Annotated in this window: 10 protein-coding genes; 7 read left to right on the plus strand and 3 right to left on the minus strand. The window is 64.6% G+C overall.

The window, feature by feature from the left end; genetic code table 11:
- The first annotated feature begins 415 nt into the window (after positions 1–415).
- Both ACO06X_RS19275 and ACO06X_RS19280 read left to right on the plus strand, forming a co-directional pair.
- Entirely contained in the window at positions 416–1282 is an 867-nt protein-coding gene (locus ACO06X_RS19275) for a p-hydroxycinnamoyl CoA hydratase/lyase (RefSeq protein WP_298166515.1), read from the plus strand.
- 149 nt (positions 1283–1431) lie between these two features.
- The gene (locus ACO06X_RS19280) at positions 1432–2835 is read left to right on the plus strand and encodes a M20/M25/M40 family metallo-hydrolase (RefSeq protein WP_421837744.1); all 1404 of its coding nucleotides are present in this window, start codon (positions 1432–1434) and stop codon (positions 2833–2835) included.
- Here the strand turns inward: ACO06X_RS19280 and ACO06X_RS19285 are convergent.
- Positions 2816–3433, minus strand: coding sequence for a TetR family transcriptional regulator C-terminal domain-containing protein (locus tag ACO06X_RS19285; RefSeq protein WP_421837745.1), 618 nt, complete (start codon positions 3431–3433; stop codon positions 2816–2818). The two genes, ACO06X_RS19280 and ACO06X_RS19285, sit on opposite strands and share 20 nt — an antisense overlap.
- 69 nt (positions 3434–3502) lie before the next feature.
- Here ACO06X_RS19285 and ACO06X_RS19290 point away from each other — a divergent pair, with 69 nt between their 5' ends.
- The 3 genes from ACO06X_RS19290 to ACO06X_RS19300 all read left to right on the plus strand — a co-directional run bounded on the left by ACO06X_RS19290 (position 3503) and on the right by ACO06X_RS19300 (position 7405).
- Entirely contained in the window at positions 3503–4699 is a 1197-nt protein-coding gene (locus tag ACO06X_RS19290) for an aromatic ring-hydroxylating oxygenase subunit alpha (protein WP_421837746.1), read from the plus strand.
- 150 nt (positions 4700–4849) lie between these two features.
- A complete protein-coding gene (locus tag ACO06X_RS19295) occupies positions 4850–6466 on the plus strand; it encodes a phytoene desaturase family protein (RefSeq protein ID WP_421837747.1) in 1617 nt (538 codons plus the stop codon).
- A gap of 66 nt (positions 6467–6532) precedes the next feature.
- Positions 6533–7405 carry a TSUP family transporter gene (locus ACO06X_RS19300; protein ID WP_421837748.1) on the plus strand — a complete coding sequence of 291 codons (873 nt, stop codon included), beginning with the start codon at positions 6533–6535 and terminating at the stop codon, positions 7403–7405.
- Here the strand turns inward: ACO06X_RS19300 and ACO06X_RS19305 are convergent.
- Together ACO06X_RS19305 and ACO06X_RS19310 are read right to left on the minus strand one after the other, a co-directional pair.
- Entirely contained in the window at positions 7402–7587 is a 186-nt protein-coding gene (locus ACO06X_RS19305; RefSeq protein ID WP_421837749.1) for a hypothetical protein, read from the minus strand. The two genes, ACO06X_RS19300 and ACO06X_RS19305, sit on opposite strands and share 4 nt — an antisense overlap.
- A complete protein-coding gene (locus tag ACO06X_RS19310; RefSeq protein WP_421837750.1) occupies positions 7584–8870 on the minus strand; it encodes an APC family permease in 1287 nt (428 codons plus the stop codon). The genes ACO06X_RS19305 and ACO06X_RS19310 overlap by 4 nt, the downstream gene beginning before the upstream one ends.
- Before the next feature lie 121 nt (positions 8871–8991).
- Between ACO06X_RS19310 and ACO06X_RS19315 the strand changes: the two genes are divergently transcribed.
- Positions 8992–10587 carry a sulfotransferase gene (locus ACO06X_RS19315; RefSeq protein WP_421837751.1) on the plus strand — a complete coding sequence of 532 codons (1596 nt, stop codon included), beginning with the start codon at positions 8992–8994 and terminating at the stop codon, positions 10585–10587.
- A gap of 149 nt (positions 10588–10736) precedes the next feature.
- Positions 10737–13124 (plus strand): TonB-dependent receptor, encoded by a 2388-nt coding sequence (locus ACO06X_RS19320; protein WP_421837752.1) that lies wholly within the window; start codon positions 10737–10739, stop codon positions 13122–13124.
- Positions 13125–13203: the final 79 nt, after the last annotated feature.

Here is a 13203-nt window from a genome sequence, read left to right on the forward strand (position 1 = left end):
AAAAAAGGGGCCACCCGTTGCCAGGTGGCCCTTGAAAGTTTGGGAGAGGATGCCTGAAAGGCGTGTTCTTAGTGCGCCCCACCCCGAGTCTTCGCAAGTGCGAAACGTGGGGCAGCAGTTGCAATAATTGCAATTCAGACCCCGAAAAGCGGCGTTTCAAGCGATTTCAGAGGGAGGATTTTGCATTATTATCAATTGCTGCATTCGTATGCAGTGATCGTTCACATGGCTTAGTGCATCCATCCTGTCCTTTGGTGCAGGTTTTGTATCCGTTGCGGTTGTAACCACCTCGCAGGCCCGAATTCATGCTTCCCCACCTCTCGACAGGCTCACATTGCACCGACTCGCGAAGTGTTATAGAGTATAACCCACAAGCCCATATTCACTTGACCTGCTACACTCGAGAGGACCCGCCGTGACCGACCAGACCCCGATTGCCCCCAAGCCGGACCGCGCCGAGGAAGACACCGTTGCCTTCTGCGTCGACGACGGCATCGCATGGGTGGCCTTCAATCGGCCGGAGAAGCGCAATTGCATGAGCCCCAAGCTCAACCGCCGCATGAAGGCGGTGCTCGAAGAGCTCGAATTCCGCGACGACGTGCGCGTGCTCGTGCTCACCGGCGAGGGCGAGGCCTGGACCGCCGGCATGGACCTCAAGGAATACTTCCGCGAGACCGAGGCGCTCGGCCTCGGCGCGATCCGCAAGTCGCAGCGCGAAAGCTACGGCTGGTTCGAACGGCTGCGCTGGTATGAGAAGCCCACGATCGCAATGATCAACGGCTGGTGCTTCGGCGGCGGCTATGGCCCGCTGTTCGGCTGTGACATCGCAATTGCCAGCGAAGACGCGCAGTTCGGCCTCTCCGAAATCAACTGGGGCATCCTCCCCGGCGGCGGCGCATCCAAGGTCGCGCAGGAACTCATGCCCTTCCGCAAGGCGATGTACCACGCGATGATGGGCGAAAACCTCACCGGCAAGCAGGCCGAGGAGCAGGGGCTCGTCACCGAGGCCGTTCCCGCTGAAAAGCTACGCGAGCGGGTGCTCGAAATCGCCAACGTGCTGAAAAAGAAAGATAGCCACGCCCTGCGCGCCACCAAGTGGACGATGCGCCGCATGGTCGACATGACCTACGACAACGGCCTCGAATACCAGATCCGCGCGCAGGAAGCCCTCCACAGCTTCGGCGGCGCCGCCGCGCGCAAGGAAGCCACCCGACAGTTCCTCGACGAGAAGAGCTTCAAGCCGGGGCTGGAAACTTTCGACGTGACCAAGGTCAAGGGCTGAATAGGCCCACCCCAAACCCCTCCCGCTTGCGGGAGGGGTTTGGGGTGGGCTGGCGGCAGCACGCCACGTGGCGCAACTCTCAAGAATACATCTTGCGCGCCGCAGCATAGCCCGCCAGCGTCAGGGGACATCAGGAGTCCCGTACCGCCATGTCGTTTTCCCGCCTCGCCATCGCTTCCATCCTCGCGCTCACCCCGCTGCCGGTGCTGGCCGCCGCCCCCGCCGGCTATCCCGCTGCCGAAGCGCAAGTGCTCGATCTGGCAACGAAATCCATCGCCATCCGCTCGGTGCGCGGGGAGAACAACCGCACGATCGACGTCGCCAATCTCTACAAGCAGGCGCTGCTGGCGGGCGGCTGGAAAGACGGTGATATCGAGATCACGCCGTCTGACGACACGGCCTATATCATCGCCACGTGGCCGGGCAGCGATCCCAAGCTGAAGCCGCTCGTCATCTCCGGCCACATGGACGTGGTCGAAGCCAAGCCTTCGGACTGGCAGCGCGATCCCTTCACCCCGGTGGTCGAAGATGGCGTGCTCTATGGCCGCGGCGCGACCGACATGAAGTTCAATGGCGCCGTCGCGCTGTCTTCGCTGATCGAGCTGCGCCGCTCCGGCTTCAAGCCGCGCCGCACCATCGTCGTCGAATTCTCGGGCGACGAGGAAACGGTGATGAAGACCACCGGCCTGCTCTCCGAAAAGCTCAAGAACGCCGAACTGGTGATCAATGCCGATGCCGGCGGCGGCAAGCTGGATGAGGCGACCGGCAAGCCGATCTACTGGTCGTGGGACGGCGCGGAGAAGACCTACGGCGATTTCAAGCTCGAGGTCACCAACCCCGGCGGCCATAGCTCAGCGCCGCGCCCGGAAAATGCCATCGTCCAGCTCGCGCAGGCGCTGGTCAAGGTGGGGGCCTACAAGTTCCCCGCCGAACAGAACGCCTTGACCAAGGGCTATTTCGCGCAAGCTGCCGCGTTCGAACCCGATCCGAAGATCGCCGCCGCAATGCGCGCCTTCGCCGCGAACATCGCCGACGAGAACGCCATCGCCGTGCTGCGCGCCAATCCGGCCACTGTCGGCAAGGTCGGCACCACTTGCGTGCCCACGATGGCCGATGCCGGCCACGCGCTCAACGCGCTGCCGCAGCGTGCGGCGGCCTTCATCAACTGCCGCATCTTCCCCGGCCACACCCTCGTCGAGATCCAGAACGAGCTCGCGCGCGTGATCGCCATGCCCGAAGTGAAGATCATCGACGTGACCGAAGGCTCGTTCGAAACCGATGCTTCGCCCATGCGCGCGGATTTTGTCGCCGCTTCGACCAAGGCGATCCGCAAGGCCTGGGGCAAGGACATCGCCGTGGTCCCGTCGCAAAGCTCGGGCGCGAGCGACAGCATGTATTTCCGCCGGCTGGGCATTCCCGCTTATGGTGCCAGCCCGCTGTTCACCAAGGACAGCGAGGAATTCTCCCACGGCCTCAACGAGCGCGTGCGGCTGGAAAACATCCGCCCGGGCGTGACCTACTACCTCAGCCTGCTCACCGATCTGGCGAAATAAGGGTATCGAGGAAGCGGCGCGCAATGTCGCCCGCTTCCTCGCCGCTGAAGCAGCCGGGCGAAAGGCACAGCTCCAGCCATAGCCCGTCGAGCAGCGCGCTCACCGCAATGGCCGCGCGCCGCCGCTCGGCTGCGGGCACGCCGCAAGCGCCCAGCAAGGCCTCCAGCCGCGCGCGCGATCCGGCATATTGTTCATCGTGCTGCGCCGCGATGGCCGGCCGCGCGGTGACGAGGCTCCAGAACGCGATCCAGGTGGCCAGCAGCTGCGGATCGGCAATTGCCGGTGCGAAAGTGGTCGTCACGAACGCATCGAGCCGCGCGCGCGGATCGGGCCCTGCCGCCTCCACCGCATGGTCCAGCGTCTCGCCCACAGTCCCTTCGACATGGGCATAAGTCACCGCAACAAGCGCTTCTATTCCTGAAAAATAATGGCTGACGAGGCCGGGTGAGACGCCCGCCTCCACCGCGATCGCGCGCACGCTCACCCCCGCCGCGCCGGCGCGCGCCATCACCCGCGCGCAGGCTTCGATCAGCGCGAGCCGCCGCGCATCCGGGCGGGTCCGGCGGAAGGCGGGCTGATGCGGGGAGGGCGCTTTCATCTTGCGTATCCTAATCGTTGTTGTACGATCGTCCAACAAGCATTTTTTCGACCTCCTTGGAGATTCGGTATGGGCCACCAGTCTGCGTTTCCGGCGCTTTCCGCCAGCGAGCACGATCCCGATGCGGACTGGAGCCTGCCCGGCTGGCTCTACACCGATCCCGAATACTACGCGCTCGAGATGGAGCGGGTGATCCGCCCATCATGGCAGATCGTGTGCCATGTGAACGAGATCCCCAATGCGGGCGATTGGCGCACCATCGACTACATCGGTGAGAGCGTGATCGTGCTGCGCGGCGATGATGGCGAAGTGCGCGCCTTTACCAACGTGTGTCGTCACCGCGCGATGCGGCTGGTCGAAGGCACTGCAGGCTGCGCCAAGAAGCTCGTCTGCCCCTATCACGCCTGGGTCTACGAGACGGACGGGCGCCTCACCGGCGTTCCCATGAAGTCCGATTATCCCGCTCTGAAGCTGGAGGAAAACGGCCTTGCGCCGGTCGCGCTCGAAGTCTGGCGCGGGTTCGTCTGGGTCTGCCTCAAGCCCGGCGTGTTCCCCACGCCCAGCGCAATGATGGCCCCGCATGAGGCTGAGATCGCGCCCTACCGGTTCGAGGACATGCAGCCGATGGGCGCCATGCGCCTGCGCCCGCGCGAGGTGAACTGGAAGAACGTCGGCGACAACTATTCCGACAACCTCCACATCCCTGTGGCGCACGACGGCCTCACGCGCATCTTCGGCAAGTCCTACCAGATCGAGGCGGATGATTGGGTGGACCGCTTGAAGGGCGATCTGGTCGACAAGCCCTCCAGCCTGTTCTGGGAACGCTTCTACCAGGCCCACCTGCCGCGCGCGGAGCACTTGCCCGAGGAAAGCCAGCGCCGCTGGCTCTACTTCAAACTCTGGCCGAACATCGCCTTCGATATCTACGCCGATCAGATCGATTTCATGCAGTGGCTGCCGATCAGCCCCACCACCTGCCTGCTGCGCGAAATGGCCTACGCGCTGCCGGACCCCAATCTCTCTCCTCAAGAAAGCCGCACGATGAAGCTGGTGCGCTATGCCAACTGGCGCATCAACCGCGTGGTCAACAAGGAAGACACCTGGCTGATCGAGCGCGTCCAGCAGGGCATGCATTCGCAAACCTACGGCGCGGGCCCCATCGGCAAGAGCGAGGTCTGCCTGCGCAGCTTCGCCCGCAAGATCCGCGCGCTGACCCCTGAGGCAAGGCTGCACAAGGCTCCGCCTGCCGGGTGGTCGAAGGCCTGAATAGCCCGCTCCCCTTCAGGGGAGAGGGTTGGGAGAGGGGAACAAACGCCCCGCTCCCCGCTCAACTCCGGCTAGCAAGCAAGCTCGCAAGCCTTCGTATCTCTCCCCTCAAGGGGAGAGAGCATAACATTGAATAACGGGAGTAATCGCATGTCCAACCGCTACGACGCGATCATCATCGGCGGCGGCCACAACGGCCTCACCTGCGCCTTCTATCTCGCCCGCGCCGGCATGAAGGTCCGCGTGCTGGAGCGGCGCGACATCGTCGGCGGCGCCTGCGTGACCGAGGAGTTCCACCCCGGCTTCCGCAACTCGACCGCGAGCTACACCGTCAGCCTGCTGCGCCCCAAGGTGATCGCGGACATGAAGCTGCACGAGCGCGGCTTCCGCATCATCGAGCGCACGATCAGCAACTTCTTCCCATTCGAGAACGACTACCTCAAGCTCGGCGGCGGCGCTGGCCGCACCGAGGCGGAGTTCGCGCGCTTCAGCAAGAAGGACGCCGAGGCCTACCAGCACTATGACGCGGCGCTCGAAAAGGTTGCTGGGGTGCTGCGCGATATCGCGCTGAAAACCCCACCCAATGTCGGCGGCGGCGTGCGCTCCATGATCTCGGCGGCGCAGCAGGGCTGGCCCATCGCGGGCCTCGGCCTCGATGTGCAGCGCGATCTGCTCGATATCTTCACCAAGTCCGCGCGCGATTTCCTCGATGGCTGGTTCGAGGACGACTACGTGAAAACCGCGTTCGGCTTCGATGCCGTCGTCGGTAACTACGCGGGCGTTTCCACCCCCGGCTCGGCCTATGTGTTGCTCCATCACGTCTTCGGCGAAGTGAACGGCAAGTTCGGCGCGTGGGGGCATTCAGTCGGCGGTATGGGCGCGATCACGCAGGCCATGGCCCGCGCCTGCGCCGAATATGGCGTGGAAATCAGTCTCGAATCTCCGGTTTCGAAGGTCCTCGTCAACAACGGCAAGGCGGAGGGCGTGAAGCTCGAAAGCGGCGAGGAGCTTTATGCGCCGACCATCGCCGCCAACGTCGGCCCGGCGCTGCTCTATCGCCAACTCGTCGACAGCAGCGATCTCGATGCCGATTTCAACCGCCGCATCAAGAACTACAAGACCGGCTCGGGCACGTTCCGCATGAACGTCGCGCTGTCCGAACTCCCCGATTTCACCGTGCTTCCGGGCAAGGAGAAGGCCGAGCATCACACCGCCGGCATCATCATCGCGCCGGGCATGGATTATATGGACCAGGCCTTCATCGATGCGCAGCAGTTCGGCTGGTCGAAGAAGCCGATCATCGAAATCAAGCTGCCCACCACCATCGACGACAGCCTCGCCCCCCCGGGCCAGCACATCGCCAGCCTGTTCTGCCAGCAGTTCTCGCCCGAACTGAAGGACGGCCAGAGCTGGGACGACGTGCGCGAGAAGGTGGCGGACCTCATCATCGACACGGTCAACGACCACGCGCCCAACTTCAAGAACGCGGTCATCGCGCGGCAGATCCACTCGCCGCTCGATCTGGAGCGCAAGTTCGGCCTCATCGGCGGCGATATCTTCCACGGCAACATGGGGCTCGATCAGCTCTGGGCCGCGCGCCCCGTGCTCGGCCACGGTGATTATCGCTCGCCGATCAAGGGCCTCTACATGTGCGGCAGCGGCACCCACCCCGGCGGCGGCGTCACCGGCGCGCCGGGCCACAACGCCGCGGCAGAAATCATCCGCGATCGCGGCACGCTCTGGAAAGTGCTGCACCGCGCCAAATGATACCAAGCCATTGCAGCGTCGCCACTTTCGTCTAGCCTCGCGCCTTTGGGGCACGGGGAAGACAATATGCTGGCGGCGCTGCTGATCTTGCTCGGGCTGACTGCTGCCTTCTATCTCGCTGTGCTCCTGCGTGCCGCGATTGCCCAGCGCATCGTGCCCGGCGCCGAAGCCGCGCTGCTCGGTGCTGTCACCAATTTCTTCGATACGCTCGGCATCGGCTCGTTCGCGCCCTCCACCGCCTGGGTGAAGTTCCGCCATCTCCTGCCCGACAAGCTGATCCCCAGCACTCTGCTCGTCGGGCATACCGGGCCCTCGATCATGCAGGGGATCATTTTCCTCCTCCTGCTCGGCGCAGACGTCGATCCGGTGCTGCTTGTCGGCTGCATCCTGTCCTTGCTCGCGGGTGCCCTGATCGGAGCGCAGCTGGTCACCCGCGCTGCGGTCTGGCTGGTGCAGCTCACCGTGGCGCTTGGCCTTGTCATTGCAGCGACGATCTTCCTCGCCATCAACCTCCATCTCATGCCGGGCGGCGGCAGCGCCTCCACCTTGCCGCTGCCGCTCATGCTGCTCGCCTTCGCGGTCAATTTCACGCTCGGCGTGCTCGTCAATTTCGGCATCGGCAATTATGCGCCCACGCTGATCATGTTCAGCCTGATGGGCATGGACCCGCGCTATGCCTTCCCGGTCATGGCGGGCAGCGCGGCCATCGCCGGGGCGGGGGCGAGCATCAGCCACATCCGCATCGGCGAGATCGATTTGCGCGTTGTGACCGGCATCATCCTCGGCGGTATACCGGCGGTCCTTGTCGCGGCCTTCGTGGTCAAGAACATGGACGTTGCCATGCTGCGCTGGTTGGTAATCGGCGTGGTGTACTACGCCGCCGCCGTCATGGCGCGCTCGGCGTGGACCGGCCACCACGCGCGCCCGTCAGCCGCCTAGACCGCCGCGATCAACGACATCACGAACTCAAGCAGGAACTCCAGCACCACCGGCAGCAACTGGATGCCCAGTTGCACGATGAGCCAAAGGGCCCACAGCGTGATCGTGCCTGCAATGATCCAGTGCTGCTTGAAGTAGTAGAGATAGCGCAGCCACAACCGCTTCCACCACCGCGCTTTCATGCCGCCGCCAGCTCCTGCCCCCGCCGCACCGCGAGGTACACCGGCACGCCCGCCAGCACGAGCCCCAGCCCATAGCCCACCGCGCTCGCGCCAAGGCCCCAGGTCGCCCAGCCGATGAACGCCGCGCCGCCCAGCGCCATCACGATCAGCCCGCGCTCCTGCGGCAGCAGGCGGATCGCTGCCAGCATGCTCATGAAATAGGCAAGCATCCCCGCCGCCAGGCTCACCGAGGCGATGAACTGGAAGAGGTCGCCAAGGCCCCGCCCATAGTTGAGCAAGGTCACCGCGCTCAGCAGAGCCGAGGAGACCACGTGCGCGCGCACCGGCGTCCCACGCTTTCCATCAGCCGCGAACCACTGCGGAAACACCCCGCCGCGCGCCATCGCCTGCGGCATTTCGCCCTGCAGCAGGATAAACCCGTTGAGCGTGCCGAACGCGCTGATCGCAGCAAATACCGCCACCACCGAGGCCATGTTCCCGCCAAACGTCCGGCCAAGAAAATCCGCGACTGGGGCAGGGGAGGCCGCCGCCTCGGCTGCCGGCATATAGGCCCAGAACGCAAGGCTGATCCCGAAATAGACCGCCCCCGTCAGCAGCACGCCGATGATCGTGGCGAGCGGCACCACACGCGCTGCATTCTCCACTTTGCCCGCAGGCACGGTCGCCGATTCCAGGCCAAGGAAGCCCCAGAACGTCAGCCCCGCTGCCGTGGCGATCGCACCCGGCGCGATGGAGACGGGCGGCTGCACCACGCGCGGCGTCCCGCTTGCGGCAAACCACAGCGCAAGGCCGATCAGCAGCACCAGCGGCAGCAGCTTGAGCGCTGTCGTCACCACCGAAAACGCGCCTGCCGCGCGCACGCCGCGGATGTTGATCGCGGTCATTCCCCACACACAGGCCACGGCAAGCAGGGCAGGCACGCCGGGAGTCTTGCCGATCCACGGCACGACAAGGCTGAGATTGCTGACGACCGCCACGGCAATCGCGCCGTTGCCGCTCCACAGCAGGACCCAATAGCTCCACGCCGCGATGAACCCCGCAAAAGGCCCAAACGCCGCCTGCACATAGGCGTAAGGCCCGCCGGAACCGGGCAGCCGCGCGCCCATCCGTGCAAAAGCGGCGGCAAGGCAGGTCGCTCCGGCAATCGTCACCATCCAGCCGAGCAACTGGTTCGTGCCCAAGGGTGCCAGAGTGGAAGGCAGCAGATAGATGCCAGAGCCGACCATGTTGCCCACGCACAGCGCCAGCACCATCCAGAAATTGAGGCCGCGGGGCTTGTTCAAGAAAATCCCTTCCGTCTTTACCGCCACTTCGTTCAACAGGAGCGGTGCATGGCAGCGCCAGTGTCGAACATGCAGACTAACGCTTGATCGCGCCGCGTCACCCGTGTTTGTTGCGCGCGCAATGGCCAGCCTCTCAGATCACGTCCGCAGTTACGATCCCCGCCTCGTTCGCGCCGCCATGGCGATGAACGCGAATGTGCTGCACGAGGCCGAGCCCTTGCTGCGCGCGCTGCTCAAGGAAAACCCGTTCGACGTGCGCGCGATCCGGCTGTTTGCGGAGCTTGCGGGCCGGATCGGGCGCTATCAGGATGCAGAGAACTTGCTGCGCCGCGCGATCGAGCTTGCGCCCGATTTCACCCCGGCGCGCGCCAATCTGGCGCTCGTGCTCTACCGCACCGAGCGCGTCACCGAAGCGCTTGAGGAGCTGGCGCAAGTCACCGCCGAAGATCCCGACAACCCCGGCGTCGCCAATCTTCAGGCTGCCGCCTATGGCCGCGTCGGCGAATTCGACGAGGCGCTGGCGCTCTATGCCCGGGTGCTCAAGGATGCGCCGAACCAGCCCAAGGTCTGGATGAGCTACGGCCACTTGCTCAAGACCGTCGGGCGGCTGGAGGAAGGTCTCGCCGCCTATCGCCGCGCGCTGGAAATCCAGCCGGGCCTTGGCGAGGTCTGGTGGAGCCTCGCCAACCTCAAGACCGTGCGCTTCAGCGATGACGATATCGCCGCCATGCGCGCGGCGCTGGCGAGTGAGACCGTCTCGCCCGAAGACCGCTGGCACCTCGATTTCGCGCTCGGCAAGGCGCACGAGGATCGCGCGGAGGCAGAAGCCGCCTTCACGCACTATGCTGCAGGCAATGCGCTGAGGAAAAAGCGCTTGTCCTACAAGGCCGAGGACACCACCGCCGCCGTCGATGCCGCCATCGCGGTCGCCACACCCGATCTCTTCGCGCGCCATGCCGGCGCTGGTTGCCCCGCGACCGATCCGATCTTCGTTCTCGGCATGCCGCGCGCGGGCTCCACGCTGGTCGAGCAGATTCTCTCGAGCCACAGCCAGGTCGAAGGGACCAGCGAACTGCCGGATATCGGCATCCTCGCCCGCACGCTCGAGGATTACCCGCACGACCTTGCCGCGATCGATCCCGCACAGCTCAGAGACCTCGGCGAACAATACCTCGAACGCACCCGCGTCCAGCGCCACACCGCGCGCCCGCTGTTCATCGACAAGCTGCCCAACAACTGGCTCCATGCCGCCTTCATCCGCCTGATCCTGCCGGGCGCGAAGATCATCGACGCGCGCCGCCACCCGCTTTCGTGCTGCTTCTCCAACTTCAAGCAGCACTTTGCGCGGGGCCAGGGCTTTTCCTATTCGCTGGAGGACATGGGCGCCTACTACCGCGACTACGTCCGCCTGATGGCGCATCTCGATCGCGTCATGCCGGGCGCGGTCCATCGCGTGATCTACGAACGCATGGTCGACGATACCGAAGCCGAGGTGCGCGCGCTGCTGGATGCCTGCGGCTTGCCCTTCGAACCCGCCTGCCTCGCCTTCTACGAAACAGAGCGCGCCGTGCGCACGCCCAGCTCCGAACAGGTCCGCCGCCCGATCTTCCGCGAAGGCACCGAAGCATGGAAGCCGTTCGAACCGTTCCTCGATCCGCTCAAGTCCGCGCTGGGTGACGTGCTGGCCGCCTATCCCGCTGCCCCGCAGGGCTGGTGAGGGGGCGTACCGGGCGCGGCAATATTACGTTGCAAATCGGTCACGCATGCCGGGGCATGGCGCAACATCACTGAAACACTGTTGAAATTATCGCCAAGTCAGACCACGGTCTTTGCCGTCCTGGGGGACCAAAGAGGTGGGAAAATAATATGAAGACGGCTTACTCGCGCGTTTCGCGCAGCATTCTCATGGCGACCGCAGCGTTCGCGGCACCCGTGGCCCTTGCACAGACCGCCCCTCAGGCCGCCCCTCAGGCCGCCGGCGAAGCCACCGCTGCATCCGATGGCACCGAAATCATCGTGACCGCGCAGAAGCGCAGCGAGAACCTGCAGAACGTGCCGATCTCGATTCAGGCGCTCGGCACGCAGAAGCTCGACCAGCTCAACATCGCCAGCTTTGACGACTACGCGAAGGTGCTCCCCAGCGTCAGCTTCCAGTCGTTCGGCCCCGGCCAGACGCAGCTTTCCTTCCGCGGCATCACCAGCGGCGGCGACGGCCTCCACGGCGGTTCGCAGCCCACCGCCGCGCTCTATGTCGACGAAGTTCCCGTCACCACGATCGCCGGCGCGGTCGACCTCCACGTCTACGATATTGCCCGGGTCGAGGCGCTTTCGGGTCCGCAGGGCACGCTGTTCGGCTCGAGCTCGCTTGCCGGCACGCTGCGCATCATTCCCAACAAGCCTGACACCAAGGGCTTCTCCGGCCGCATCGACGTTTCGGGCAACAAGGTCGGCAAGGGCACCGGCGGCGGCAGCGTCGAAGGCTTCGTCAACATCCCGCTGAGCGACCGCGCGGCGCTGCGCGTCATGGCGTTCTACCAGCACGATGGCGGCTATATCGACAGCATTCCGGGCAGCCGCACCTTCACGCTGGGTGACGACAATCCGGACACCAACGTCACCGTCAACAACGCGCAGTTCGTCAAGGACAACGTCAACAAGACCGATACCGCCGGCGGCCGCGCCGCGCTCAAGGTCGATCTTGACGACAACTGGACCATCCAGCCCTCGGTGCTCTACCAGCACCAGACGACGCGCGGCTCGTTCCTGTTCGATCCGCGCTACGGCGATCTCAAGGTCACCGACTTCGGGCCGAGCTACAACCGCGATGCCTGGGCGCTCGCGACGATGACGATCAACGGCAAGATCGGCAACTGGGACCTTACCTACGCGGGCGGCTACTTCGATCGCCGGGTCGAGAACAAGGCCGACTATTCGGAATACTCGGTCGCCTACGACCAGTTCCAGGGCGGCTTCTACACCTATTTCGCGACTGCGGACGGCGGCTTCCTCGATCCGACGCAGCAGGTCCACAACCACGACGAGTACACCAAGCAGAGCCACGAACTGCGCATCAGCTCACCCGCCGGGGAGCGCTACAAGCTCGTCGCGGGCGTGTTCTACCAGCGCCAGACCGACCGCATCGTGGCGGACTATTACATCAATGGCCTCGCCAGCATTCCGTTCTCGCCGGCAGTGCCCAAGGCGGGTGACGACCTCTTCGCCACCCGCGCCTACCGCGTCGACCGCGACTACGCCGCGTTTGCCGATGGTTCGTTCGATATCACCCCGCAGCTCACGCTGGCGGGGGGTATCCGCGTGTTCAAGGTCAACAACACCTTCATCGGCTTCTCGGGCTTCAAGTCGGGCATCACCGCCGGCAACTGCGTGCCCGTCGTCGCTGACGACCGCGTCTGCAACAACTTCGACCGTCAGGCCAAGCAGAGCGGTGAGACGCACCGCGTCAACCTCACCTACAAGTTCGATCCGGACCACCTCGTCTACGCGACCTACTCGACCGGCTATCGCCCCGGCGGCAACAACCGCCGCCCGAACGTGAACCCGTATGTTGCCGATACGCTGGCCAACTACGAACTCGGCTTCAAGACCTCGTGGTTCGATCGCAAGTTCAAGCTCAACGCCGCGCTGTTCTACGAAAAGTGGAAGAACCTGCAGTACGGCCTCAGCCCGGTGGGCTCGTTTGGCGTGACCAACATCTACAACGCGGGTGATGCGCGCGTGTACGGTGCGGAGATGGACTTCAACCTGCGCCTCGGCGGGTTCAACCTGTCGGGTTCGGGGGCGCTGATCGATGGTAAGCTCACCACCGATTTCTGCTCGTTCGATGCCAACGGCAACCCGGACTGCACCCTCGGTGTGGTCGCCGCGCCCAAGGGTACGCCGCTGCCGATCCAGCCCAAGTTCAAGGGCAACATGACCGCGCGCTACGAATTCGATCTGGGCTCGGCCAAGGCTTTCGTCCAGGGCACGCTCAACCACCAGTCGGGCACGCGCTCCTATCTCACCACGAACGAGGCAAACCTGCTCGGCCGGACCACCGGGTTCGAGACGTTCGACTTCTCGCTGGGTGCCAAGGTCTCGGGCTTCGATGTCTCGGCCTTCATCGAGAACGCGTTCGACAAGCGCGGCATCCTCAGCATCAACACGGTCTGCACGCCGTCGATCTGCGGTGCCGGACGGCGGTTCTACCCGATCAAGCCGCAAGTGTTCGGCATCAAGGTCGGCCACGATCTTTAAGGCAGCACTGCTGCCTGGAAAGCCCTCTCCCCTTCAGGGGGGAGGGTTGGGAGAGGGAAACTCCCCTCTCAACTTCGAC

This window comes from Novosphingobium sp., assembly GCF_965229225.1.
In the GTDB taxonomy this organism is placed as follows: Bacteria; Pseudomonadota; Alphaproteobacteria; order Sphingomonadales; family Sphingomonadaceae; genus Novosphingobium.

Coding starts and splice junctions, on each gene's coding strand:
- ACO06X_RS19280 (WP_421837744.1), top strand. CDS start 1,432: ATGTCGTTTTCCCGCCTCGCCATCGCTTCCATCCTCGCGCTCACCCCG.
- ACO06X_RS19285 (WP_421837745.1), bottom strand. CDS start 3,433: ATGAAAGCGCCCTCCCCGCATCAGCCCGCCTTCCGCCGGACCCGCCCG.
- ACO06X_RS19290 (WP_421837746.1), top strand. CDS start 3,503: ATGGGCCACCAGTCTGCGTTTCCGGCGCTTTCCGCCAGCGAGCACGAT.
- ACO06X_RS19295 (WP_421837747.1), top strand. CDS start 4,850: ATGTCCAACCGCTACGACGCGATCATCATCGGCGGCGGCCACAACGGC.
- ACO06X_RS19300 (WP_421837748.1), top strand. CDS start 6,533: ATGCTGGCGGCGCTGCTGATCTTGCTCGGGCTGACTGCTGCCTTCTAT.
- ACO06X_RS19305 (WP_421837749.1), bottom strand. CDS start 7,587: ATGAAAGCGCGGTGGTGGAAGCGGTTGTGGCTGCGCTATCTCTACTAC.
- ACO06X_RS19315 (WP_421837751.1), top strand. CDS start 8,992: ATGGCCAGCCTCTCAGATCACGTCCGCAGTTACGATCCCCGCCTCGTT.
- ACO06X_RS19320 (WP_421837752.1), top strand. CDS start 10,737: ATGAAGACGGCTTACTCGCGCGTTTCGCGCAGCATTCTCATGGCGACC.